The sequence below is a fragment of the Specibacter sp. BI4 genome (assembly GCF_056680095.1).
This window is the reverse complement of the sequence record NZ_CM155265.1, coordinates 3,787,965-3,813,717: the sequence shown is the minus strand read 5'-3', so window position 1 is coordinate 3,813,717 and position 25,753 is coordinate 3,787,965. Positions and strand designations below refer to the sequence as shown.

Here is a 25,753-nt window from a genome sequence, read left to right as displayed (position 1 = left end):
GTCTTTAGGGCCCCGCGCTGGCCTGTGACCTTTGCCACGTATCGGCAGAAAAAACTCAACCCAGCGGGCTCTCAAGTCGCGAAATATGCCATGGCCGTGGCACACTATATTCTCGTGAGCTTCTCGCGAGAGCAAGTGGCGCACGGTCCGCCCTGGTGTAACGGCAGCACCCCAGCCTTTGGAGCTGTGGAGTACAGGTTCGAATCCTGTGGGCGGAACCACTTGGCAAAAGCTCGGGGACCTGCGCCAAACAGGTACCATGGAATAGTTTCCCATTGCGTACGTTTGAAAACGGACTTGTGTCCGGGCAGGAGTGCCACTTAGTGAGCCCCCAAGACATCCCCACCACCAACCCGGCAGCAGTCATTGTGCTTGCCGCCGGAGCCGGTACCCGGATGAAATCACGCACACCCAAGATCTTGCACACCATTGGTGGCATTTCCATGGTTGGCCATGCAGTTGCAGCAGCCAAGGGTCTTGACCCGGCCAAGCTTGCCGTGGTTGTCCGCCACGAACGCGAACTGGTCGCCGCGCATATCGCCACCCTTGACGGCAGCGCGCACATCGTGGACCAGGACGACGTCCCCGGCACCGGCCGCGCCGTCCAGCAGGCCCTTGAGGCCCTTGACGCCCAGGCGCTTGTCACCGGCACCGTCATTGTCACCTACGGCGACGTCCCGCTGCTGACAACCGCACTGCTGGCCGAGCTTGTGGCCACGCACAACCAGGACAAAAATGCTGTCACGGTGCTGACGGCAGTGCTCGACGACGCCGCCGGCTATGGCCGCATCCTCCGCGACGCCAGTGACGGCACAGTGCTTGGCATCCGCGAACACAAGGACGCCACCGACGCCGAGCGTGAAATCCGCGAAATCAACTCCGGCATCTACGCCTTCGACGCGGCCGTCCTGCGCACCGCGCTGAAGAGAGTCACTACCGACAACAACCAGGGCGAGATGTACCTCACCGACGTCCTTGCCTTGGCCAGGAACGACGGCGGCCGCGTCGCCGCGGTCTCCACCAGCGACCGCTGGCAGGTTGAAGGTGCCAACGACCGCGTGCAGCTTGCCGCGCTGGGCACCGAACACAACCGCCGCATCGTTGAGGGCTGGATGCGTGCAGGTGTCAGCGTGGTTGACCCCGCAACCACCTGGATCGATTCCACGGTGCAGCTCGCCGAGGACGTCACCATCCTGCCCGGCACCCAGCTGCACGGCACGACAACTGTGGCGCGCGACGCCGTCGTGGGTCCCGATTCAACCTTGACCGACGTGCAGATCGGCGAAAAAGCCGAAGTCACGCGCACCCACGGTTCCGGGGCCATCATCGGCGAAGGCGCACACGTCGGCCCCTTCACCTACCTGCGCCCCGGCACGGTTCTGGGCGCGGACGGCAAGATCGGCGCGTTCTACGAAACCAAGAACGTCACGATCGGGCGCGGCTCCAAGCTCTCCCACCTGGGCTACGCCGGCGACGCTGAAATCGGCGAGGACACCAACATCGGCTGCGGCAACATCACGGCCAACTTCGACGGCGTGAACAAGCACCGCACGAAGATCGGCTCCGGCGTGCGCACAGGATCCAACACGGTGTTCGTGGCTCCCGTAAGCGTGGGCGACGGTGCCTTCACCGGCGCCGGCGCCATTGTGCGCAAGGACGTCCCGGCGGGGGCGCTCAGCCTGACCGTGGCCCCGCAGCGCAACGCCGAGGGCTGGACCGCGACACACCGGCCCGGCAGCATCTCGGCGGACGCCGCCAACAACGCGGACGCCGCCAACAACGCAGGCGCCCCCAGCGCCGCCGGCACTGCAGCCAACTAAAACTTCTCAACTACCCCACCATTGCGAGAAAGCGGATTCATGAGCGAACTAAGTCATAACGTCGACAAGAAACTGGTGTTGGCAACCGGTCGGGCACACCCGGAACTGGCCGAGGAAGTGGCACGCTGTTTGGGGACAGAGCTGTTGCCCATGTCGGCCTACGACTTTGCCAACGGTGAGATCTACGTCCGTTCCGGCGAGAGCGTGCGCGGCAAGGAAGTTTTCATCATCCAGGCCCACCCGGCGCCGCTGAACAACTGGCTCATGGAGCAGCTGATCATGGTTGATTCCATGAAGCGTGCCTCCGCCCGCCGCATCACAGTGGTGGCCCCGTTCTACCCGTACTCGCGCCAGGACAAGAAGGGCCGCGGCCGCGAGCCGATCTCGGCCCGACTGGTGGCAGACCTGTACAAGACTGCGGGCGCCGACAGGATCATGAGCGTTGACCTGCACACCGCACAGATCCAGGGTTTCTTTGACGGCCCCGTTGACCACTTGTTTGCCATCCCGCTGTTGGCTGAGCACATTCGCAAGATTGTGGGGGAGGACGCCGTCACAGTGGTTTCGCCCGACACCGGCCGCGTGCGCGTGGCTGAGCAGTGGGCGGAGCGCCTGGGTGGGGCGCCCCTGGCCTTCGTGCACAAGTCCCGCGACCTGACAGTCCCCAACCAGGCTGTGTCCAAGACCGTGGTGGGTCAGGTTAAGGGACGCACCTGCGTTTTGATCGACGACATGATCGACACCGGCGGCACCATCGCCGGCGCCGTGCGCGTCCTCAAGGATGCCGGCGCCAAGGATGTCATCATCGCCGCCACACACGCCGTGTTCTCCGACCCGGCCGCCGAGCGCCTCGCCAACTGCGGCGCACGCGAGGTCGTCGTCACCGACACCCTGCCGATCCCGGAGTCAAAGCGCTTCGAGACCCTGACGGTGCTTTCCATTGCGCCGCTGCTGGCACGGGCCATCAAGGAAGTCTTCGAGGACGGTTCGGTCACTTCGCTGTTCGACGGCGACGCCTAACCCCTGTTTCCCAGCCAACGGCCGCTTGTCCCGCTCAGGGGCCGGCGGCCGTTGGCGTTTTGCGGAAATTCCGCGCAGTGTTCATGCTGAACTTGGCGCCGGGTGACACCAGGCGCCAAGTTGGTGGCCAACTCCGCGCCGGTTGATCACCCACTCCGCGGTCAGCCGCCCGTGATTCGGGCCAGGGCCATCCGCACCCACTCAATCATCAGGTCAGGACGATGCAACACCACGGATGAGGGAATGCGGAGGTGCCAGAGTCCGTTGATGACCAGAAAGTTGTCCCGCTGGAGATCATTCTCCCAGCCGTTGTAATTGTCATGGAATTCCCTCCCGTCCGTTTCGATTCCAAGCAGGCCCTCCACCAACAGATCCAAATGGCCCACATTCTTCTGGAAATACTGACCCTGCACGTTATATCCCTCCTTGCGCAGATAGTAGCGGGCCACCGTTTCGATGATCGACATCGACTGGGGATCCAGTAGCTCAATAATGGCCCGCGCCCGGGCGTCCGAGCGCCCCGAAAATTCGGCACGCAATTCGGGAATGGTGCAGTGCTTTTTGACCACTGCAGACTCCAGAACAGTCAAGGCTTCCACTTCTGTGCCACAGGCAACACATTGACGCAGCACGTCCATCAATGTCGGGATCCCGCTGACCCTGTGGACGACGAATCCAGGAATGGGATGTCCACTGGCGGTGGCAGCATGTGGGAGTTTGGGATCCTTAATGACCCAAAGCTTCATCTGCCGGGCCATGGTGAAGCATGCAGGCCGTGCCTGGTGGCGGGCACAAATGACATCTTGGGGATCTGCCCAGGGCAGGGCGTAGTGCCCACGGGCAACCTTCTTCACCTGTCCACACCGGAGCGCTTCCTCAAGTGCCTTCGGGGTGCAGCCTGCGGCAAGAAGGTCCCTTCTGCGGGCAACTTTGCCGAATCGCTTGATCTCAGCAACAACTGACAGTGGGTTCGGGGCTCGTACATTTGCCATACCCGCCATCGTGTCGACTCGCCAATGCCGGCAACAGCCCCGTCGAGGAAAATGTGGACAAGATGCGGGGCCCGCACCGCTGTGGGGGAATGAAGACGGCGGACAACTGAAAATTCCGCGCAGTGTTCATGCTGAACTTGGCGCCGGGTGACACCAGGCGCCAAGTTGGTGGCCAACTCCGCGCCGGTTGATCACCCACGCCGCGGTCAGCCGCCCTCCGTGCTTCTGCTAAACTTGTTGACGTAAACCTTGGCGAGGGACGCTCCATTTGTGAGTGTCCGTGATCGACTGGGTCTTCTACGCTCCTGAATCTTTGATGGATTGTGTTGACCTGTTTAGTCCACGCCCACCCCAAAGTATGAAGGAGTTTTTTCATGTCAGATTTGAACCTGATCGGCGAAGCACGCAACGAATTCGGCAAGGGCGCGGCACGCCGCATCCGCCGCGCGGACCAGATCCCCGCCGTTATCTATGGCCACGGCGTAGCCCCCCTGCACATCGTCCTTCCGGAGCGCCTGACCGTTCGCGCCATCCGCGCGTCCAACGCCCTGTTGACCGTTACGGTCGACGGCGTTGAGCACCTCGCCCTGGTGAAGGATGTCCAGCGCGACCCCGTACTGCAGATCGTTGAGCACATCGACCTTCTGACAGTCAAGAAGGGTGAGAAGGTCATTGTTGACGTTCCTGTACACCTCACGGGCGAGCCTGCTCCCTCCGTAGTTGTCAACCAGGAAGAAATGACAGTCAGCCTTTCCGCCGACGCCACCAACGTGCCCAGCCGCATTGAGGTTGACATTGAAGGCCGCACCGCCGGCCAGCACATCTTGGCCAGCGGACTGGTTCTGCCTGCCGGTGTTGAGCTTGTCAACGAAGTCGACCTGCTGATCGTGCACTTTGCCGAGCAGGTTGTCATTGCTGAAGTTGAGACCGTAGCAGCTGCTGCAGAGTAATCACCAACTCACATGAGTGATACTTGGCTTGTAGTCGGGCTCGGGAATTCCGGGCCCGGCTACAGCCGCAACAGGCACAATATTGGTTACATGGTGGTTGAGGAACTTGCCTCCCGCCTTGGGGCCACTTTCAAGACCCACAAAGCCAAGGCGCTGGTTGCCACCGGCCGCTTGGCGATCGGTGGGCACAAGCTTATTTTGGCCAAGCCTGCCGTCTTCATGAACCTCAATGGAGGTCCGACGGCGGCACTCGCCAAGTTTCACAACCTCCCCGCCGCGAACGTCATCGCCGTCCACGACGAGATCGACATTCCCTTTGACACCGTGAAACTGAAAATTGGTGGCGGTGAAGGCGGGCACAATGGCCTGCGGGACATTTCCCGGACCCTGGGCACCAAAGACTATTACCGGGTCCGTGCGGGAGTTGGCCGCCCGCCCGGCCGCGCCGACGCCGCCAGCCACGTGCTGCGCGACTTCTCGTCGACCGAAAACAAGGCGCTGCCGTTTTTGATAGACAACGCAGCCGACGCTGTCGAACTGCTTGTGGCCGAGGGCTTGCTGGCAGCCCAGGAGAAATTCCACTAAGCATGTGCCCCGAATTTAAGTAACGCGTGGCTGTTTGAACTGGGTTTTGTCGAGACCAGTTACTGCGCAGTCAGGGCCCAAGTTGCTGCCCAGCCAAGGGGCCAACGGGCGTCGGCCAGTGTGTTCGGGACTCGGTGAAGTCCTGGTTGGGTGAACAACCCCGGCTCCACCAGCAGTCAAGCCCAACAGCAACGACATGATTGCACTAGGTATATCGCTGGTCCGAGGATTTCATGGACAACGCCCTGCACCGAGCCGTACACCTTTCAGTGGCTGCCGTTAGTGATCGTGTCACTTGCAGACACCGTATGCACTAACGGCGGTTATCAGCGGGGCAATATCCATTCCAATACCAAAACCATGCGTCCGCCGACACCTCACGTGCGTTTACGCCCACCAAACCGGGCCTGCTGGCACTTAGCCCTCTGATGTCCCAATCATCAGACTCCCGCATCACTCCCTCCCAGAAGTCGCGCTGCTGTACTGCGATTCGATCAAACTGTTCATTGACCATGTCCGCGTCCTATCTGTGAGACTGGCCACCAACCAGTGACCACTAAAATTAGCGAGCCCCAATGTTGTCAGACTCATTCTCAGGGCTGGCGACGGCCCGACTGCTGCCGCGCCAAGTCCGGCACGGCGGTGGCGGCTCCTAACGGCGCCACCGCCACACCGGGTTCCGTGGCATTTGTACTGCATGTGACCAACGTCCGGAGGTAATCCAGCTAGTCGGTCCCATCACCGCCGCTGGCAGACCCAGCGGCGGTGTCGGGGCTAACCGATGTAGGCGTCCAGCTGAGTTTGTATGCTGTTGCTGAGGGTGCCCGTACCGCCGAGGACGATGATCCTCTTGGGATTAAGGCGGCTGAGTTCTGCCTTGACAGTGTCAGGCAGGACATTTGGTGCCGACAAGAGGACCGGGCTGCCGGTCTTCCCTGCAGCAGCTGCACCGGAGAGCGCGTCGGGGAAGACGGCTCCACTGGCGACATACGCGATATCAACCCCGGAGGAGAAGGCTGACTTCGAGACTGCGGCGGAGACAGCGTACCTGTCGACCCCGCCGATGCGGGTGACGATCGGGCTGTACTTCTTCAGCGCGTTCTGCACGTTGTTGGTCAAGGTGCCGGTGCCGCCCAGAACCACGATCTTCTGTGGCTTGAGACGGGCGAGTTCGGCGGCGACTTCCCGGGTGATGCCGTTGGTGGCGGCCAGGAGCACCGGGCTTCCGGACTTGGCAGCGGCAGCGCCACCGGAGAGCGCGTCAGGGAAGACGGCTCCACTGGCGACATACGCGATGCTGACCCCGGGGGAGAAGGTCGATTTTGAGACTGCGGCGGAGACCGCGTACCTGTCGGCCCCTCCGATCCGGGTGACAATCGGGCTGTACTTCTTCAAGACGTTCAGCACGTTGTTGCTCAAGGTGCCGGTGCCGCCCAGGACCACGATCTTCTGTGGCTTGAGACGAGCGAGTTCGGCGTTGACCTCAGGGCTGATGCCATTGGTGGCGGCCAGGAGCACCGGGCTTCCAGTCTTGGCAGCGGCAGCGCCACCGGAGAGCGCGTCAGGGAAGACGGCTCCACTGGCGACATACGCGATACTGACCCCGGGGGAGAAGGTCGATTTTGAGACTGCGGCGGAGACCGCGTACCTGTTGACCCCTCCGATCCGGGTGACCCGGGACTTTGGAACCACGGCTGCACTCGTTTTTGCGGTCGTTGTGTAGCCAGCCTTGGTGCCGGTGACGGTGACCGTAATGTTTTTTCCGATATCGGTGCTGGTCAGCTTGTAGATGGCGGCCGTTGCCCCGGTGATGTTTACACCGTTGCGCTTCCACTGGCGGGCCAGGGTCACCGGGGCAGGGCCCCAGGTTCCCGTCACCACAGTCAGGCTTTGTCCGGAAACCAGCTGCCCGGTGATCTTAGGCACCGGCGCCGCTGTGAACGCTTTCGGCGCTGCTGCCGTCACTGCGGCGGTGGCTGCACTGGTTTTTGCGGTCGTTACGTAGCCGACTTTGGTTCCGGTGACGGTGACGGTGATGGTCTTGCCAACATCGGAGCTGGTCAGTGTGTAGGTGCTGGCCGTCGCGCCGGTGATGTTTACACCGTTGCGCTTCCACTGGAGGGTCAGGGTGACCGGGGCCGGGCTCCAGGTTCCTGCAACCGCAGTCAACTTTTGTCCGGCAACGGTTGACCCGGTGATGGTCGGCACCGGGGCGGCGGTAAACGCCGTCGGCGGTGCTGCCGTCACCGCGGCTGTGGCCGTGCTGGTTTTTGCGGTCGTTACGTAGCCGGCTTTGGTGCCGGTGACGGTGACCGTGATGGTCTTGCCGACATCGGTGCTGGTCAGCGAGTAGGTGCTGGCAGCCGCACCGGTGATGGCCGCACCGTTGGCGTTCCATTGGTACGTAAAGGCGTCCGGGGCCGGGCCCCAGGTTCCTGTGGCTGCGGTCAGCTGCTGGCCGGAAACCGGGCTTCCTGCGATTGTTGGCACCGGGGCGGCCGTGAACTCAGTTGCCGTCACTGCGGCTGTGGCTATGCTGGTTTTTGCTGTCGTTGCGTAGCCGGCCTTGGTGGCCGTGACGGTGACAGTGATGGTGTTGCCGATATCGGTGCTGGTCAGCGTGTAAGTGCTGGCCGTCGCACCGGTGATCGCCGCACCGTTGGAGCTCCATTGGTAGGCCAAGGCATCCGGTGCCGGGGCCCATGCTCCGGCAACTGCGGTCAGCAGCTGGCCGGAGACCGTATTTCCGGTGATTGTTGGCACCGGGGCGGCGGTGAACGCCGTCTGGTTGGTGACGTCGATCATTGAATAGTCATCGGTGGTGATGGTGCCGTTGGAGAAGATGTTCAGGCCCCAGCTGACGCCGGTGGCACCGGCGGGCAGGGGCGGCGTGGTCCAGGTGACTTGAGTCCAGTCGGTGGTTGCCGGGAATTGCGGGCTGGCTGTCCAATAGACCCAGCCTCCCGCTGCTGACCGGTAATAGGCTTCAAATTGGGTCGGAGCTGTGGAGTTATACCAGGCCGAAAGCGTATAGATGTGTCCAGGTGTTCCAGCAGGAGAACAGCTTCCGGTGTCCAGGGTCTGCAAAAACTTCCCATCGCCATCGACGTATTCAGTCATGACCGCATTTCCGGCATTGACTCCGCTACGCCCGGGCTCGACAACCGAGTAGTTTGCCGTGTTGACGCCAAAGCCGGTCCCTGTCCAGCACTCGGGGAAGCCGTTGACCAGGGTTTCCATCCCTGGGTTCTGAATCATGTTCGTGCCTTCCGGCGGTGGCGGGGGCAACCCCGGGCCGGGAACTGCGGGCTGGACTGCGCCGCCAACGACGCCGTCGACAGTCTTGACGCTCACCCGGTTGGCATCCTGCTCTGCTTTCAGCCAGGTGACGAACTCGGTGAACAGGGTGGGGCTGATGGTCAACGTCGGATCAGTTCCGACGGCAATATGATGGAAGGTCAGCGGGACCCAGCCGCCGTTGGCCTCAGCGCTGGTGACAGAAGCCTGCAGGTCTGCCAGTGTCCAGGTGCTGTCAACCTCGATGGGGGCCGCCAGGACATAGGGGTCGGCTGGCGGGATGGTCTCGGCAGCGGGTAAGCCGGCCCCCTCAGGGTCTGGGGTGCTGAACAGGTCGCCCAGGCCGCGGGCACTGTTATAACCGCAGCCCTGGACGATGGCTTCCGCAGCGGCATTGGTGTTGGCATAGGGATAGGCGAAGCTGGTGATCCTGAATCCCAAGTTTGTCAGGGCCACTCTGTCGTTGCAGATCTCCCTTGTCGCTTCGGTTGCCGACACGGCGGTCAGGTCCGCATGGTTGACCGTATGGCCGCCGATTTCGTGGCCTTCCGATTGCAACTGCAGAAGTTGGGCGGCAGTCATGTATTCGGGCAGGCCAATCCAGCCGGAGTTCGAGTAGAACGTTCCATGCAGGCCCAGCGATGTCATTGTCGCCGCAGCAGCAAACTGGTCGAGGTTGGTGTCATCGAAAGTCAGGCTGATGACCGTGGGGTCACCTGGTGCTGCTTGGGCGGGGGCGGCAACCACAGTACCGACCATCACACCCGTGATGAGGACCAGAGCACTGCCAAACGCGACGCCGCGGAGCCAACTGTTGGGGCCGCGCACCAGCGGCCGAGACTCTTTGGGTATGTCGGCCTGAGGGATCAGGCCGGTTCGTCGTGGGTACATCGGAACTCCTAGTTTCTAAGACGCCGTCAATGCAGTTCCATCCCTGGACGCCAAGTTGCGTCCGTTAATCCTGTAGGTGGGGATGTCTGTCAGTGTCGGCAATGAGGATGATGGATAAGTGCGGCCAATCAAACTTCCGATTCTTGTGGAATCCCAAGCCCCCGCAGTTGGCATCGAAACGCGAGCCATCTGTCGAAAAGCGTACGTGCGGGTATTGGGGCCTCATAGAGTACCCGCTACTTGTCTTTGCAAAGACAAATGACGGTGGCCACGTGCAGCCTCGGGCTTGGTGGACGGGGGAGAATCACTGTCCACGTACCCAACCAGAGCCTCGGTGTGTTGCCGGCAAGTGTGAAACTCATCGTGGACAAGATGGCTGCTGCTGGGCATTCGGACAGCCTGCACAGCAGCGTACTGACCGCGGAGGGCGCCTGGCCCGATGCTGTAATCGGCATGTCGGAACGTCGGCACGACGCCGATTGCGGCGTGCGGTTGGTCCGCACGGCCTTGGATTGGAGAGGTGACGGGGAAGGAACCGACGACGGCTGGGGGAAGGCCTTGGTCTCAGAAGGCCTTTCCGCCGCCGGTTCCGAACTGGGAGCTTGGTGGCTGGCACCTCGCAGGGTAATGAGTGTGGCATCGGAGAATTCTCAGCATTTCGACTTGCCTGAGTACTTCCTGAAGCCGCCCGCCATCCGGGGCACATGACTGGTGTTCCGCTGCAAGCCAACTGCTCGCGTCCAGCCGACCGCATGCCACCGAATGTAATTCAAGTAGAACCCTTTTGAGCCTGACAAACACGGGTGGCCACTACTTGACTACATTGTGAGGGTTCGCCCATTCGCCTCCCAAGTACCCGCCTGCACACTCACTATTTACTTGGTTGCCGAGCTGGCAGGTTGCCAAGTCTCCCGGGGTGCAACACGCAGGCCGTGTCAGCCGGGCATTCCCATGGCCGTCAACCACCCGGCCGCGGCAACGAAGTCTTCGGGGCCGGGCAGACGGGCTTCCAGTTCCAAGCCGTCCACACCGCCGTGAAATTCCGTGGCAGGCACGGGCAACAGGGGTGGCCGGGTGGTCTCGGACTCCGGACTCCGGACTCCGGACTCAGGATCTCGGACTCCGGCCGCGCGGTCCGTCAGATCAAGGCTTCCACCCTGCCCGACTGGAGACTGCTCAATTTAGTCGGGAAGGCGTCCAGATTTTCCTTGCCAGGCAGTGGAGCCTGTACTTCAGATTCGAAGAGGGGAACGCGTGTCGTGGATGTGCCCCGCCACTGCAGGAAGCACCCATGCCACAGCCAGCCGGCAGGGCGGAGGTGTCCTCTTGGTCCCAATGCGACCGGATGCGCACCGCAGCTTGTTTTTGCGAGTGGACGACTTCCCGTGAGTGCCGCCAGGCTGCAGATTTCGCCTGAAAATAAGTAGCTTCGGGCAAAAACAGGTAGTTCGAGTGTTCGGAAACAGGTATCCAGTACTCGTGCAAGCCCCGTGGGCAACTGGATACCGTGAAGCGTCGGTCGAAATACACATGCGCGCTTGGCATGGACCAGACAACTGAATGGTTTCTAGGGTCCAACAAGTTTGGAATCTATAATCCATGCGGCTCAGTCACGATCGCGCTCCATTGGGGGCATGCTGCAAAGGAAAGTTCCTGTGCAGTTTTTGCGGAATAGATACGGGGAGATGACCGCGGTGCAAGCTACGCCCATGGAATGGCTGGTCGCAGGACGAGAATCGGTGATCACGGGAATCGTTGAAGAGTTCGGGCCGGCCGCAGGCTGTGGCACAAACCCGCCCATGGGTCTGGGCATCCTGTTGACAGGACCTTTCGGGATCGGCAAGAGTCACTTGGCGGTACAAGTAGTCAAGGCATTGCAGCCGGCTGCCTTGGTGGTCCGCCTCTACGCAAGTGCTCAAATTTCGTCCGTGCCTTATGGTGCGTTGGCCTCCCTCCTCAGTGAATCGGACCCCGGAAACACCAGTCACCCGGTCCAGGTATTGACGGACACCATGGGGCGCCTGCAATCGATGTCCAACGGGAAAGACGTCTGTATTCTCGTCGACAACGCCAATGACCTGGATGAGCACTCGGCCGTTGTCTTGGCCCAACTTGCCAGAGGTGGCCACATTCGACTGTTGTTGACGTGTGGAAGTTCGGATCCGCTGCCTCGTGAACTATCCAATTTGGTGAAGGACGGCTATGTACGGCAGATAACCGTTGAGCCCTTTTCGTTCCGTGAAGCGGTCAAATCGCTGGAAACTTGGTTGGGCGGGAGCATGTCGCGCCTGGCCGGCCGAAAATTGTGGGAGACGAGTGGCGGGAACCCGCTGTTCTTGGGTGCTCTCAGCGACGAAATGGCGAAGTCACGTGCACTTGTTAGCCTCGACGGGATGTGGTGCCTGGACGAATCGGTGGCGGAAAATGAACGGACCCCGTCCGAGCTGTTCGTCAATCAGCTGCGCAAGCTCAGTCCGTCGGAGCGGCGAACACTCGAAATTGTCGCATTGTCCCGGTCGATTTCAATCGATGCCCTCTTGGCGATTGTCGATGACCACGACGTCGATAACCTGGAGGAATTGGGGATGGTCACCATCGACGCCGGCAACAGGGTCAAGGCCAGCAGCCCGCTGCTGGCCTTGGTTGTCCGCGGGCGGGTACCTGCAGGACGTAGCAATTCGCTCTGGGAAAGTGTCCACGCCCCTTCAGCCATGGCGTGTTCTGCTGTTGATCCCGACAGTGTGGGGATGGCCCAATGGACGCTGGAATGCGGTCGTGGGCTAAGCAATGTTGAAGCCGTGTCGGCTGCCCGGACCGCCAACAACGAGATGAGACCGAGGCTTGCGCTGCGTTTCCTTGCGACCATGGACCGGCAGCCTGCAACGATCAATGCGACGGCCGAGGCGGTCAGGGCATTCATGATTTCGGGTAACTGCAAGGCCGCCACTGAAGCGCTTAAAACCTTTCATTCCTCCAGACACGAGGAGCCCACACTTACTGAATGGGTGCGGCTTTTGTTGGCGGAGACGACGGTGCTTGTTGCCTCCGAGGTCACGTGGGCTGAAGCTGATGCCAATCTGATGAAAGTCCGGGGCGAACTTTATCCCGATTCCCGGGATTTCAGGATAGAGCCAAACGAACCAAATATTGGCGCACTGCGCAGAGACTTGGCACTGGCCAGCGCCAAGTCTGCCTGTTGGACGGGGAACTTTTCCGAGGCCATCGCCGATCTCATCCGCAGCCAGGAATTTGCGGGCGAGGGGCAGCCCGGGGATAACACTGAGGTGTTGCTGTGGAGCCACCTGAGCCTGCTCACGGCCACGTCCGGACATGCCCCCGAAGCCGCAGGATTCACGAACAAAATACTGGCGGCTTTCGAAGGGCTGCCTCCCAGTAGTGCCGCACAGGCACGAGAGCTCCTGTTCTACACGAATTTGGCTACCGGACGACTGGACTCGGCGGAGGAACTGGCCCGTGGATTCCATGACCAGCCGCCAGAAAACTCCGGCGTTCACAGCAGTTCCTTCACCGACCTTTCCGTCGCTTTGCTGACAGTTGCCCGCGGACACGGCGGCCACGGTCTGTCCCTTTTGCTGCCGGAAATCGCCCAGTTGCGGTTGCGGGACGAAAACGGGGCCTTGGGTCTGGCACTGTCAGCGGCGGCATACGCGTCGGTCCTTTCGGGAGACAACGATGCCGCTGCCCGATACCTTGCAGAATTCAAGCGCTATCGAGGCGGTGCACCGTGGCTGATGGGACGAGTCGGGCGCTACTTTGAACTTGAAGCCAGGGCAAAGTTGGGGGACCGGGCCGGCAGCATCGCGCAATTGCTACACATGGCAGATGCGGACCTGGAGGCTGGACGCGACAGTTGGGAAGTCGCGTCGCTGGGCCTGGCACTCCGGCTCGGTGCCGCCGGCATCACTGAGCGGCTCATGGTTGCCGCTGACAGGTGCGATGCCGGCTGCAGCTCGTTTTACCGGGCGTTTGCCGAGGGAAGACTGACAGGCGATGTTGGTGTCCTGGCGCTTGCAGCCGAGCTTGCCGCTGAGGACGGCAACGACGCAGCCGTGGTCGACGCCGTCGAGGCTGCGTTGGCACTGGGGTCAGTCGACCAACGCCAACACCGGCACCTGACCGGCCTCATGGATTCAAGCCGCCGGAACATGGACGTCAACACCAAGCGGGCACGCGACGGACAGCCGCTCACCTCCCGACAACTGGAAATTGCCGCCATGGCAGCCGCCGGTGCGAGTAACAAGGACATCGCTGCGGGACTGCATGTGTCCATCCGGACTGCGGAGGGTCACCTGTATCAAATCTTCGGAAAACTGCGCATATCCGAACGCTCCGAGCTGCAGCTCGCCTTGGAACAGGCCAAGGGGGAATGGTAGTGGCAAAGCCTCACATGCAGGACGGCCTTCTTGGGCGCAGCCACGTCATCGACGAAGTCCTGGGCTCGCTCCTGGACGTTGAAGGGCACGGCGCCTTGATCGTCGGCGATGAAGGCATGGGAAAAACATCCGTGGCGGCCGCTGTACTTGCACGTGGCGGTGCAAGGATTCGTCCGTTTCATGCCTTCGCGTCTCCAGTGCTGTCGGACGAACCCTATGGCGCCTTGGCACCGTTCCTCACCGGGATGCCGGAAGGCCGGACCAGCCCACCCTCCCTGGTTCTCAGGGTACTGGCCACAGCGTTGAAAACGGGCGCCGATGAATGTGCTGTCCTTGTTATCGAGGACGCCCAGTTCCTTGATGACAGCAGCGCAGTTTTGTTGGCCCAGTTGGCCGCAGCCAACCAGGCCAAATTCCTCTTTCTCTGCGAACCATTCCCGGCCGCCCCGGACGAACTTTGGGCCATGTGTTCCGATGGCCTTCTCAAAAGTGTTGAATTAACGGCGCTTGCTCCCGAGACCATGCAGGAGCTCTGCATCCTCGCTCTTGGACCACAGGTTTTTCCAATCACAACTGCACTGTTGTGCCGGCAAGCGGCGGGCAACCCCCTGTTTCTGCTGGAACTGATCAAGCATGCACGCGAAAATGGAACGTTGGCCGAGCATAACGGTGTCTGGTTGCTTGCGAGGGAACCGCGGGGTTCCACCACCCTCATACACAATGTTGTCCGAAACCGACTCCAGCAGCTGAGCGAAGCGCAACGACAGGCACTGGAGTATGTTGCCCTTGCCGGGACCATCGACTTGGACATGATCCACCAGATCTCAAGCCGGAGCACAGTCGAAGGTTTGGAGGAGGCCAAGCTAATAGAAATATCCGCCCTCCCGTCCCAACTTGTCTCACTGGCTGTCCCGTCCATGGCGGAGGTAATCGCAGACCTTCTGCCGGCGGCAAGGACCCTTGCCATTCGACGTCGGATGATCTCCCTGGCAAATTCATCCCAAGCAAGCGGTGCGGCGCTGATTCACTACGTTGACTGGGCATTGCAGGATGGCATAGAGATGTCCGACGACGACGTCCTGCTGGCAGCGCAGCTCGCCAACCGTTCCAGTCTGCCCGAGCTGGCTGAAAGGGCGGCGGCAGCCGTGGCGGCGCCGCAGCTCATGGAGGCGGCACGTCTTGAAAAGTCCAGGAGCCTGTATTGGCGAGGGGAACACCAAGCCTTGTCAGCAGCTGTTCGTGAAATCCTGCGCCAGTCGCCCAGCCCCGAAGTGGTCCACATGGCTGCTGCCCTGTCCGGGCATGCGGGGCTGCGTCCGGGGAGCGACGATGCTGCGCTCGCCGACACTGCAAAGACGTGGCGTGCCGCGGTCGACCGCTTGGAGCGCGAGGGCCAGCTGCAGGAAAAATCGGTGTCTGAACATCTGGCGAGTGTGCGGCTGCTTGAAATCCAGGTTATGAACGCGGCCGGAAGCTACCTGGCCACGGAAGACGAACTGACTAAAATTCATGCGGCGTCGGACGCGTACTCCGAAAACAGGCTGGTTGCCTGCACACTCTTGTCTGAGAGCATGACAGCGACCGGACGGGCGAACACAGCACGCAAATTTTACCTCGAAGCCGCCGGGATACTGGAAAGAAACGGTGGCTCGCTCATCTACTTCCAAGAATTTGTGTTGCGGCGCCAACTGTCAGCACTGTGCAGTGCAGGGGAATTAGGCGTCCTGCGGAGCGCCGTGGACGAAGAATTGGAACGCAATGGTCCCTCGTTGCTTTTCCATGGCGGGACATGCCAGCTGGCCGCGGGGCTCTGCGATGTGGCCCAAGGTGCAATGAACGACGCCCTCCGTGGATTAATTCAAACTGTTGAAGCCCTGCATAATTCGGACCCGGGAAACGATCTGCCGCTGGCACTGGCAGCAACGGCATATGCCGCCTCAGTGCTCGGCAAGGAATCCGTAACCGAGCGGTACGCCGAACTGTTTGAGGCCGAGGGTCCTGGCCGGGACCTGGCGGCGTGCCTCCGGTCCAGGGCTTATGTGTTTGCGGCACGAGGGGCATTTGAAGGCAATCCACGCACCAGCCTGCGACGAGTTGCCGATGAGGCCGCGGCGCTGGGCATGGTCCACATTGAAATGGACGTCCTGACGTTGGGAATCCATGCCGGGGACGTGGGACTGGCCTTGCGCCTGAAGGCGGTTGCGCAGCGGTGTGAGGGCCCGGATGCCGAACATGCGGCAGCCTATGCCAAGGCCTTGGCCGAAAAGGATCCCATGGCACTACTGGCTTTCAGCGACGACGCCGAGAGTGACGGACGCGAATTGGCCGCCGCCCGAAGTGCCGCCAACGCAGTGGCCATCCTGAGCAGGCGCGGGGATAAATATCGTCTGCACGGTGCACAGCGGCTGGCCAAGCGCCGTCTGACACGGTTGATCTACGGGCGCAGCCCGTTGGCGGCACGCTTGAGCAGCGGTCCGCAGCTGACGCGTCGTGAGCGGAAAGTGGCAGTCCTGGTTCAGGGCGGAGCAAGCAACAGGGCGATCGCCGATGAGTTCGGGCTGTCCTTGCGAACGGTGGAGGGCCACCTTTACCGCATCTTCGCCAAGCTTGGCATATCGGACAGGTCAGAGATTGCGAATACTCCCTCTGAGTCGTGGCTTTTGTGATTGATTGCCCGGCCTGACGACGGCAGGAAACAACAGTTAAGATACGCATTTTTCTCGATGCAGCGCAAAACGGTTACACCACTCCATGGGAATTGACCCTGCCGCTATTGGCAATGGGTCAACGCAGGTTGGTCACGAGCGTCAGACGAGTCCGGTGATAAGTGACTGACACGCCATGACCGGTGGGAGCAGTGGGTTAAATGCCCTCCGGTCACCCGCACCTTGGGCGTATCCTGGGTCGCGCTTGGTCATTTACGAATGGGCGTCATATTAATATGTGGGGCGAATAGTGTCGTGGCTATTAAAAAGTGAGAACTCCCGTAAATCCAGATGATGTCCAAGCTGTTGGATTGCCAAGATTTTTCGCATTTCCTCTTCTCTCGTTGGCTTGCTCATCAACCTCCGCCGCGGGTGCTGTGGAGGTTGATCCCGGCAAGGTCCTAGCTGCTCTGTGTGAGCTGCCGGATCCGCGCAAGAAACGCGGGGTTCCTCACCGTTTCGAGCATTTGCTGGTCATCATGATGTGTTCGGTGTCTGCGATTGCTCGTGGTGCAAAGGAAGCCTGCGGAGCCAAGAACGGCGGCGGCACGAGAGCGCATTGGACGGCGGTGTTGACAGTGTCAAGGACCTTGCTGGTGTTGTCGTTTCGGCGGATACACCCCATACCCAACGCAAACATGCCGACCTTCCCTGGAAACGGGTCAGCAACGGGAACCAGACCGTTGGAACAGCCAACGGCAGGGACAGGGTCGTGGATCCGTGACCACTTGATCATCGAAAACGGGCTCCACTGCCGCCGCGACGTGACCTGGCAAGCGGACCATAATCAGGTCTGCAGTGGTGAAGCACCACGAGTCATGGCCTGCCTGCGGAACATCGCCATCACGATTCTCGGACGCCAAGGAGAATCCAACCTCGCCAAAGCCACACGCGCAGCCCGCAGCTGCCTCGACCGAGCACTCAAGCTGGCCGGCATCAATATCAGCCAAACGACTTTGCAGCCGCCCTGGGGGGCATGTCCGGAGTTGGGCTTAGGTAGCGAAGCGAGTGCTGGGCGGTAGTGGGCCGCGTATCTCTGGTGGACGAAGGAAAGTGTCGTTCCAAAGACGGGTACGGTGCACTCGTGTCCAGGGTGAATTCGTTTCATAGGCTGATTTTATTGGTGAATTCAACGAACTCATGGGATGAAATTGTCCGGAACTGGCCGCAGCAAGAATCGCTCCGGCCACGCATGAGTTAGTTATTACAAAATCGTCAATTATTTGAAGGCGACATCCAATAACAGTTAATACTGGCAGCCACCAAAAAGATCCATGAGGCAGGCAACCAGGCGCTTGGCGTCGAGAATCATTGCAGGTCTTCAGGGGTCAATCAAATACATTAATTGACGCAATTCAAAAATAAGGGGAGGTCGGAACGCTATGACACACACTACAAAGGACGAGACGCACGAGTTGGTTTTTGCAGCTCAAGCACCGGACCAATCAACCGCAGCAGTAACCACCCTCGGTGAGACAGAATGGTTCCCTGAGGGTGCGGCCGGCTTGGTAGAGCCGCTGAAGACCGACACCCCCTTCTTGTACGACGTCGCGATCGTCGGACTTGGGTATGTGGGATTGCCTACTGCGCTCGCCATTAATGCCTCCGGCAGGAAAGTCGTGGGTCTGGACGTTTCAGAGCGCAGGTTGGCTGTCATTCGTTCCCTGGAAGCAGACCTTTTGGGATCTGACAAGGCACGGTTGAGCGTGGCCTTGGATGATCCAGGTTTTGTAATCAGCGCGGATTTGTCCCTCATTTCGCAGGCCGCCGCCGTTGTGGTCTGTGTTCCCACCCCAGTGGACCCATACCTGGTTCCGGACCTCAGCATTCTCCGCTCGGCCTGCTCCGCCGTGGTCGAGCATGCGGTTGAGGGGCAGCTGCTCATGCTGACCTCCACAACCTATGTTGGTTCGACGAGGGACATGCTGGCAGTGCCGTTGGCCGCGCGCGGCCTGATTGCCGGGTCCAATATCTCCGTGGCTTTTTCGCCCGAGCGCATCAACCCAGGTGTTGATTCCTTCTCGCATGAGGATGTTCCCCGTGTGGTGGGCGGCGTCACGGAGGATTGCGGCAGAGTAGCCGAGGCCTTGCTCAAGACAGTCACAAAATCCGTCCACGTGGTCCCCTCCGCCGACGCTGCAGAGATGACGAAACTGGTGGAAAACACGTTCCGCGCAGTCAACATAGCGCTGGCCAACGAATTCGCCGACATCTGCCAGAACCTGAATATTGAGGTCATGGATGTCATCGATGCCGCCTCAACCAAGCCCTACGGCTTCATGCGGTTCACCCCGGGCCCCGGTGTGGGCGGTCATTGCATCCCCTGTGATCCCCACTATCTGCTGTGGCAGCTCCGCAAGTCCAGGATGGGCAGTCCGGTGATTGAAAGTGCCATGGCCGGCATTTCCGGCAGGCCGCACCATGTCGTTGAGCGGGCCCGCCGCATACTCTCGGACCGGGACCAGGGACTCTGCTACTCGAGGATCTTGATTGTCGGGGTGGCGTACAAGCCCGACGTCGAAGACCTCCGCGAGTCCCCGGCGCTGGAAATCATTGCCTCTCTCCGGGCCGAGAACGCCGAGGTGGCTTATGTCGACCACTGGTGCCCCACCGCGCCCGACGGCGACGGGGGAGCCTTGGTCTCACTGGAAGACCCGGCGGAGTGGAGCCCGGACCTGGTGATAGTCCACACCCGGCACGCCGGCGTGGACTTGGCTTGGCTCGACGATGTGCCGGTGGTGCTGGACACCACCTATCAGCTGCCGAACGCCAAGAACATCATCAGGCTGTAGAAATCCACCGAACATTGGCAATTACAAGGAAGGAACAAGCATGAAAACTGCAATTACCGGGGGTGCCGGGTTCATTGGCGGGCACCTGGTGGAATACCTGTTGGCTGCCGGCGATGAGGTCTCCGTTCTGGATAACCTCTCAACCGGACAGATCGAGAACCTCAGCGGAGTGATGGACCACCCGAAATTCAGCTTTACCGAGGGCAACATCCTCGACCGGGCAGCCGTGGATGATCTGGTTCAGGGCGCCGACAGGGTTTTCCACCTGGCCGCCGCAGTGGGTGTGAACCTGATCGTGGAGCACCCGCTGGAAAGCCTGCGAACCAACATCCATGGCACGGAGGTGGTGCTGGATGCGGCGCTTGATTCCGGGGCCAGCCTGCTTCTGGCTTCCACGAGCGAGATCTACGGCAAGAACGCGTCGGACAGTCTCGACGAGGAGTCGGACCGCATCCTCGGATCGGCGCTGAAGTCCCGTTGGACCTACGCGGCGGCCAAGGGAATCGACGAGGCTTTTGCCCACTCATACTGGCGTGAGTATGGTTTGCGCGTTGCCATTGTCAGGCTTTTCAACACAGTGGGGCCGCGCCAGACCGGACGGTATGGCATGGTGGTGCCCCGGCTGATCAAGCAGGCCTTGGCTGGTGAACCGCTGACGGTATACGGCGACGGCCTGCAGACACGGTGCTTCTCCTTCGTTGGGGACATTGTTCCGGCAATCACCCGGATCTCCGCGGAACCCAGCGCCTACGGCAACGCATACAACCTGGGCGGAAGCTACGAGATTTCGATCTTGGCAATGGCCCACCGAATAGTGGAGCTGTTGGGCAGTCCCAGCAAGATCATCTTGGTGCCGTACGAGGAGGCCTATGCGGAAGGTTATGAGGACATGCGCCGCCGCGTGCCGAACAACACCAAGTCGCTGCAACTGGTGGGATTTGACCCCAAAACCACACTTGACGAGATCATCCTCAGTGTTGCAGACGACCAACGCAAGTCCGCCGCCACGGAGCCGGCATCAACAAAAATTCCCATCGTCAGCCACTAGCCCCATGGGAGTGAGCAGTGCTGGGTGCGTATTGCTGTTTCCAGGAAAAGGGGAAAATAGGTGAATGCAAGAACCTCAGGAGAGGAACAGGATGCATGAAACGATCACCCAGCCATCATTTGCACACCTCGGGCTGCGCAGGGCCGCACTTTATGCCGCTCTCCTGGTGCTGCTAATGGTGCCTGGGTGCTCGGCACCGCCTGCTTCAGTCGGCAAGTATCCGTTGCACACCGGCATCGTGGCGACCACTTTCTGGGTGGGCGAAGTGTTTGACCCAACCGCTGCCGATGGCAGCCAGGTGTACTCCACCTACGACAAGGATTGGCAGGCCAGCTACGGGGGGTGCGACGGCGTTCTCACACCGGGCTGCAGCACCGAACCTAGAGTTGCGGCCAATGGTTACCAGCCCAGCTCAATGGCGCCCCTTGAGAATCCCTTCTACCTGGATTTGCCCTACGACGACGTCAACGATCCGACGGCGTTTGCCGAGCGGGCCTCAGTCGTTCCGTGGGCCAACGATCCCGGGTACGCCGGTCAGGCCACGAACAGCGATTTCAGTTACATGAAGAACCGCTGGGTCCGGATAGTCAAGGACGGGCACGTTTGCTACGGTCAGGTCGAGGATGCCGGTCCCGGTCAATACCACGACAAAGCCTATGTATTTGGCTCCGATGATGCCCGGCCGGTCAACAAGAAATTCAACGGCGCCGGCATGGATGTCTCGCCTGCGCTCAATGGCTGTCTGGCTTTCGACGAGTTGGATGGGCAAAATGACATTGTCAGCTGGCAGTTCGTGGAAGCCTCGGATGTGCCCGACGGGCCGTGGAAGGCCACTGTCACGACCAGCCAGGTGAATAACTAGGATCCCTACCTGAATGTGCCCCTGAATGCCGGGCCCAGAGCCTCGGCAAATGCGCCGTCCTCTTGGGGCACCCCGCTGCAAACATGCGAGGCCGAGGCCGGTTCCGGACCCCCGGGATGGCATTCTGTGTCCCGGTTATGGGACCACATGGACATTCGGCCGACTTTGTTTGCCTCGGCGAATTTCGCGAACTGTCCGGCGGACTCAAGGTCAAAAACGTCGGTGGCGATCTCATTGCTCCCAATCATCGGCGTGAGACCGATCTTGGCCCACACGGATTGGCTGTCGAGGTCTTGTCCCGCCCGCTGGTAGATGATGCCCAATTGTGAATGGGCGGCCAGGGCCGCCTCCTCGGATGCTTCGAGCATGCTCTGGCCGGGCGGCCGGCTGTCACCGTAATTCATGGTCATGAGATTTACCCCGGCAAGGTCCACGCCCGCCCGGAGCATGGCCTCCACTTGGGCCACGCCGTCGTCGGTCAGACCGTGGGGTGAAACCGGCAGGGTGAGCCAAACATCCAGTATTTTGCCCTGGGCATGACGTTTTGTCTGCACGTGTTCGACTGCTTCGGCACGTCGAACCCCCGCAGCTGCGTCGGCCAGCCCGTCCCCTTCGATGTCAAAGTCGAGGGTGGAAACTTCATAGCGGTCCATGACGGTCCAATATGCGTCCTGCAGCGACGGCACATCGGTGCAGGACACGGCCAATTCAGTATTTGTGCTTCCGCCAAAGGAGACGGCGGCGTGTCCGCCGCGCTTGCGAAATTGTGCAAGGTTGGCATCCAGGCCAAGTGATGCGCCGGCTTCGTCGAGGTTGTACTCGGTGCCCCAGTGCGGCACGCACGGATTGGCAGGATCGGCCACGATGAAGGACAACACCACATTCTTCGCAATACCGGAAGCCCGTGACTGGATCTCATAGGCCGGACTCACGGTGACGTCCACGTAGCCGGCAAACCATGCTTCTTTGTCAATTGCCTTGCCCCGCCACACAAGGAATCCAACAAGCACCAGGGCGAGGATGACGGCGGCGCTGGTGGCAGGCAGGATGTGCCTCAAGCCGTGGCCTGCAAAATAGCCGGCAACGAACTGACGCAATGTTCTGAACCATCTCCCGGCGTCCAGGAATGCGACACGATTGTGCCTCCCCTCAGCCAATCTGCCTCCTTGCGGGCTCGGCCGCGGATTGGTCCCCGGCACAAAAAACTCCCCTCTCGTCCTGATAAGGGAACCACATCTGCATTCTAGCCGTACGAAGTTCCAGCTGTAGGAGGGCACAACCAGTGCGGTGCCCGATGAGAGCAGTTTTCGAGTATGAAACACCTGCATGCAAGTGGTCCGCCGGGTATTCCCACCAGTTGCGCCCGCCCAGCCCTGCCGCCGAGCGTCATAAACAGGTAGCCGGCACTCGTGAAACGTGTGAGGGGCCTCCCTAGACTGAAATGGCGGCGAAGTGCCACGATTCGCAGCGTGAAGGACAGGTCTCGATCGTGAGTTGCCGACGTCGGCGAGGCGGCCGGCGGGAGTAAGCCATGCAGCAACACCAATAATGCAGGGGGATAGCGTGGAGTCAAGCGGTGAAGGTGGCAAGGCAATTCGCAGTGGTGGGCGGCAACGCACCCTCAGGCGCGTCGATAAAAGGTGGGCTGCATTCCTTGTCACCGTCGTGCTCTGTACGGCAACAGCTGTCACCTTGGCAGCCTCGCAGGGACCCGCTCCGTCGGCAACCCCGCTCACTGACCTAACGAAACCGTCTTTGAAGGCGCCGGGGATCTCCAACGTCAGCCTGACCTTTGATACTGGCACGACAGGCCAGCTGTTGCTGGCACGAACGATGGACAAGTATTCCCTGCATGGGACGTACTTTATCAACAGCGGTTTTGTGGGCAAGGAAGGCTACATGAGCCGCGACAATCTCCTGGAGTTGGCCAGCGCGGGCCACGAAATCGGGGGGCACACCTTTACCTTGGCGGATTTGACCAGCATCAGCGTTGACGAGGCAAAGAGGCAGGTGTGCAACGACCGGGTCAACTTGTCTGATTGGGGGTTTAAAGCCACCTCCTTTTCCTTTCCGTTTGGTGCCGTCAACGCCGCAACGGAACCAATCCCGGCGGAGTGCGGCTACAACAGCGCCCGGAGCATGGGGACACTGTCGGGAAGGCTTGGGTGCGAGAATTGTCCACCGGCAGAACAAGTCGTTCCCGCCAACACGTTTGCGACACGGGCGACGGTGAGCATCGACGGGCGGTGGTCGCTGGCAGACCTGCAGGCAGCTGTAACTGCCAGTGAATCCAAGGGAAGCTGGCTGCAGTTTGTCTTTGGCGAGAATGCCGAAATTGACCATGCCAAGCCCATCGACCCTGAGGTTTTTGACGCCTTCTGTGCCTGGTTGTCCGCCCAGCAGGCCGACGGTGTTTCGGTGCGGACAGTGCACGAAATTATCGGGAAGGTGGCTGCACCGGCCGTTGCCGGACCAGTCAAGGAACCAGCGGCTCCCGGCGAGAATGCAGTGCAAAATCCGGGACTCGAAACGCCCGGGGCTTGGAACCGGCCGCAGTGCTGGCAGGCTTCCTCGTATGGGAATAACACCGCAGTGTTCGACAACTCACGCCCCGGTCTGGTCGGAGACACTTCAGCCCTTTTGCAGGTCACAGATTATGAATCAGGTGACGCCAAGGTGCTGCCCACCCTTGACCTGGGTGAATGTTCGCCGAGTGTGGTCCCTGGCCACGCCTATGCGCTGGGAGCCCAGCTCACCGCAACCGGAACCACCCAAATCATGGTTTACCTCCGGGACAAGACGGGCATCTGGAAATACTGGACTGCCAGCCCGTGGTTCCCCGCCAGCCCGACTCTGCCCGTTCAACACACCTGGACCACGCCGCCTGTGCCTGCCGACGCGACGGCCCTCAGCTTCGGCTTCAACCTCTTCTCCAACGGCACGATAGTCACTGACGAATACACCATGTTCGATACCTCGGCGGAGAAAGCGGCCCCATGATAGTCCTTTACATTATTTTGGTCCTGGGAATCAGCACGATCTTCTGGTCCACCATCGGACTGATGCGGGCAGCCGTCAGCAAGTTCGAACAGGTGGCCGACTGGACCGGCGGCGTCCTGGCCCGGACGCCTTTGTCGAGGACCCGCGTGCTTGCCTTGATTGGGTTGGCGCGGAACAGGCAGTTTGATATGTCGAGCCGGCGCGGCCCGCTGCACCGGGCCGTGACGGTGCGGATCAAGCCTTCGGGGGTGGCCGTCTTGATCGCAGCCCACAATGAGGAATTGGTCATCAGCGACACCATTCGTACAGTTTCCCTCCTTGTCCCGCTGCGAAACATCCACATCATCTCCGACAAGTCCACCGACGCCACCGCGGCCATTGCGCGCACGGCGGGAGTGAATGTGCTCGAACTCGACCCAAACCGGGGAAAGGCCGGCGCCCTTGCTGCCGGCATCCGGCACTTTGAGCTCTGCGACCGCTTTGACGCGGTCATGCTGCTCGACGCCGACACGCAGCCAGCCGCCGACTATCTCGAAACGGGGCTGCCGCTCTTTGACGACCCGGATGTGGCGGCCGTGGCCGGCCGGGCCAAATCCATCATGGACCCGCCCGCACCGACCTGGTTGGGACAGTTCCTCGTGTATTACCGCGAACGGCTGTACGTTGTGGTGCAGCTAATGCTGAAGTATGGTCAGGCAGCGCGCCTTGCCAATGTGGTGCCGATCGTTCCCGGCTTTGCCAGCATGTACCGCACCAGCGCCTTGGCGAAGATCGACGTCGTGGCCACCGGGCTGGTCATTGAAGACTTCAACATGACGTTCGAAGTTCATGCCAAAAGGCTTGGGAGGATCGCCTTTCATCCACAGGCGGCCATCGCCTATACGCAGGATCCAGACAACTTCGGTGACTACAGCAAACAAATTCACCGCTGGATTCTGGGGTTTTGGCAAACCGTGCGTCGGCACCAGAAACGGTTCAGCCTCTTTTGGGTTGTGATGGCCCTTTACATACTGGAACTGGTGTTAAGCTGCGTCTTCTTTGTGTTGTTGATTCCGGCATTCCTGGTGTCCATGGTCACCGCACTCATGGTGTCATTGGGCGACACAACTCCGACGGTGGAATTCCTGTCGGGTATTTTGCGTCCGCAGGATTTGTTGCTCGGGGTGTTCATACCGGACCTGTTGCTGACCCTTCTGGCCGTTGTCTCGGTTCGCAAACCCCTGTACCTGCTGATGGCCCCCTTCTTCCCGCTCCTGAGAATCGTGGACGCGTTCGTTTGCCTGCGCGCCCTGAAGGCAGCATTCTCGTCCAAATCAAGTGGCGTGTGGGTCAGCCCCACACGCCGGGCACAAAGCAAAACCCCCATGGGCGTGTGAGTGAAACTCACACACCCATGG

14 protein-coding genes and 1 tRNA gene are annotated in these 25,753 nt (G+C 60.7%); 12 read left to right on the top strand and 3 right to left on the bottom strand.

From position 1 onward, the window contains the following. Nucleotides 1-146 precede the first annotated feature (146 nt). From AC1L6K_RS17260 to AC1L6K_RS17250, 3 genes are all read left to right on the top strand, one after another. Nucleotides 147-221: transfer RNA gene (locus AC1L6K_RS17260), tRNA-Gln, on the top strand. A gap of 102 nt (nucleotides 222-323) precedes the next feature. After that, entirely contained in the window at nucleotides 324-1,820 is a 1,497-nt protein-coding gene (gene glmU / locus AC1L6K_RS17255) for a bifunctional UDP-N-acetylglucosamine diphosphorylase/glucosamine-1-phosphate N-acetyltransferase GlmU (protein WP_480950062.1), read from the top strand. A gap of 39 nt (nucleotides 1,821-1,859) precedes the next feature. Next, nucleotides 1,860-2,840, top strand: coding sequence for a ribose-phosphate diphosphokinase (locus AC1L6K_RS17250; RefSeq protein ID WP_480950061.1), 981 nt, complete (start codon nucleotides 1,860-1,862; stop codon nucleotides 2,838-2,840). Between the two features lie 161 nt (nucleotides 2,841-3,001). On the opposite strand, the gene AC1L6K_RS17245 is transcribed toward AC1L6K_RS17250, so the two are convergent. Continuing rightward, a complete protein-coding gene (locus AC1L6K_RS17245) occupies nucleotides 3,002-3,832 on the bottom strand; it encodes a type IV toxin-antitoxin system AbiEi family antitoxin domain-containing protein (protein WP_480950060.1) in 831 nt (276 codons plus the stop codon). A 374-nt stretch (nucleotides 3,833-4,206) separates the two neighbouring features. Between AC1L6K_RS17245 and AC1L6K_RS17240 the strand changes: the two genes are divergently transcribed. Together AC1L6K_RS17240 and pth are read left to right on the top strand one after the other, a co-directional pair. After that, nucleotides 4,207-4,782, top strand: a complete 576-nt coding sequence (locus AC1L6K_RS17240) for a 50S ribosomal protein L25/general stress protein Ctc (RefSeq protein WP_480950059.1) — start codon at nucleotides 4,207-4,209, stop codon at nucleotides 4,780-4,782. A 12-nt stretch (nucleotides 4,783-4,794) separates the two neighbouring features. Then, nucleotides 4,795-5,367, top strand: a complete 573-nt coding sequence (gene pth / locus AC1L6K_RS17235; RefSeq protein ID WP_480950058.1) for an aminoacyl-tRNA hydrolase — start codon at nucleotides 4,795-4,797, stop codon at nucleotides 5,365-5,367. Between the two features lie 774 nt (nucleotides 5,368-6,141). Here the strand turns inward: pth and AC1L6K_RS17230 are convergent. Further along, complete coding sequence (locus AC1L6K_RS17230) at nucleotides 6,142-9,555, bottom strand: cell wall-binding repeat-containing protein (RefSeq protein ID WP_480950057.1); 3,414 nt, start codon at nucleotides 9,553-9,555, stop codon at nucleotides 6,142-6,144. A gap of 1,655 nt (nucleotides 9,556-11,210) precedes the next feature. On the opposite strand from AC1L6K_RS17230, the gene AC1L6K_RS17225 reads away from it, so the two are divergent. The 5 genes from AC1L6K_RS17225 (at nucleotide 11,211) to AC1L6K_RS17205 (ending at nucleotide 21,356) form a co-directional block, all read left to right on the top strand. Then, nucleotides 11,211-13,949, top strand: a complete 2,739-nt coding sequence (locus tag AC1L6K_RS17225; protein ID WP_480950056.1) for a helix-turn-helix transcriptional regulator — start codon at nucleotides 11,211-11,213, stop codon at nucleotides 13,947-13,949. Beyond that, on the top strand, nucleotides 13,949-16,615 hold the full coding sequence (locus tag AC1L6K_RS17220; RefSeq protein ID WP_480950055.1) for a LuxR C-terminal-related transcriptional regulator: 2,667 nt from the start codon (nucleotides 13,949-13,951) through the stop codon (nucleotides 16,613-16,615). Before AC1L6K_RS17225 ends, AC1L6K_RS17220 begins: the two co-directional genes overlap by 1 nt. A 1,421-nt stretch (nucleotides 16,616-18,036) precedes the next feature. Then, a complete protein-coding gene (locus AC1L6K_RS17215) occupies nucleotides 18,037-19,446 on the top strand; it encodes a nucleotide sugar dehydrogenase (protein WP_480950054.1) in 1,410 nt (469 codons plus the stop codon). A 40-nt stretch (nucleotides 19,447-19,486) separates the two neighbouring features. Beyond that, the gene (locus AC1L6K_RS17210) at nucleotides 19,487-20,494 is read left to right on the top strand and encodes a dTDP-glucose 4,6-dehydratase (protein ID WP_480950053.1); all 1,008 of its coding nucleotides are present in this window, start codon (nucleotides 19,487-19,489) and stop codon (nucleotides 20,492-20,494) included. Between the two features lie 91 nt (nucleotides 20,495-20,585). Then, a complete protein-coding gene (locus tag AC1L6K_RS17205; RefSeq protein WP_480950052.1) occupies nucleotides 20,586-21,356 on the top strand; it encodes a hypothetical protein in 771 nt (256 codons plus the stop codon). 5 nt (nucleotides 21,357-21,361) lie between these two features. Here AC1L6K_RS17205 and AC1L6K_RS17200 read toward each other — a convergent pair whose 3' ends face one another. Then, complete coding sequence (locus AC1L6K_RS17200) at nucleotides 21,362-22,453, bottom strand: chitinase (RefSeq protein WP_480950051.1); 1,092 nt, start codon at nucleotides 22,451-22,453, stop codon at nucleotides 21,362-21,364. 466 nt (nucleotides 22,454-22,919) lie between these two features. Between AC1L6K_RS17200 and AC1L6K_RS17195 the strand changes: the two genes are divergently transcribed. Further along, nucleotides 22,920-24,356, top strand: coding sequence for a polysaccharide deacetylase family protein (locus tag AC1L6K_RS17195; protein WP_480950050.1), 1,437 nt, complete (start codon nucleotides 22,920-22,922; stop codon nucleotides 24,354-24,356). Continuing rightward, on the top strand, nucleotides 24,353-25,732 hold the full coding sequence (locus AC1L6K_RS17190) for a glycosyltransferase family 2 protein (RefSeq protein WP_480950049.1): 1,380 nt from the start codon (nucleotides 24,353-24,355) through the stop codon (nucleotides 25,730-25,732). The genes AC1L6K_RS17195 and AC1L6K_RS17190 overlap by 4 nt, the downstream gene beginning before the upstream one ends. Nucleotides 25,733-25,753: the final 21 nt, after the last annotated feature.

Bases quoted from the DNA above. Each gene is read 5' to 3' on its own strand.
- AC1L6K_RS17190 (WP_480950049.1), top strand. From the start codon at position 24,353: ATGATAGTCCTTTACATTATTTTGGTCCTGGGAATCAGCACGATCTTC.
- AC1L6K_RS17205 (WP_480950052.1), top strand. From the start codon at position 20,586: ATGCATGAAACGATCACCCAGCCATCATTTGCACACCTCGGGCTGCGC.
- AC1L6K_RS17215 (WP_480950054.1), top strand. From the start codon at position 18,037: ATGACACACACTACAAAGGACGAGACGCACGAGTTGGTTTTTGCAGCT.
- AC1L6K_RS17250 (WP_480950061.1), top strand. From the start codon at position 1,860: ATGAGCGAACTAAGTCATAACGTCGACAAGAAACTGGTGTTGGCAACC.
- AC1L6K_RS17240 (WP_480950059.1), top strand. From the start codon at position 4,207: ATGTCAGATTTGAACCTGATCGGCGAAGCACGCAACGAATTCGGCAAG.
- AC1L6K_RS17230 (WP_480950057.1), bottom strand. From the start codon at position 9,555: ATGTACCCACGACGAACCGGCCTGATCCCTCAGGCCGACATACCCAAA.
- AC1L6K_RS17245 (WP_480950060.1), bottom strand. From the start codon at position 3,832: ATGGCAAATGTACGAGCCCCGAACCCACTGTCAGTTGTTGCTGAGATC.
- pth (WP_480950058.1), top strand. From the start codon at position 4,795: ATGAGTGATACTTGGCTTGTAGTCGGGCTCGGGAATTCCGGGCCCGGC.
- AC1L6K_RS17210 (WP_480950053.1), top strand. From the start codon at position 19,487: ATGAAAACTGCAATTACCGGGGGTGCCGGGTTCATTGGCGGGCACCTG.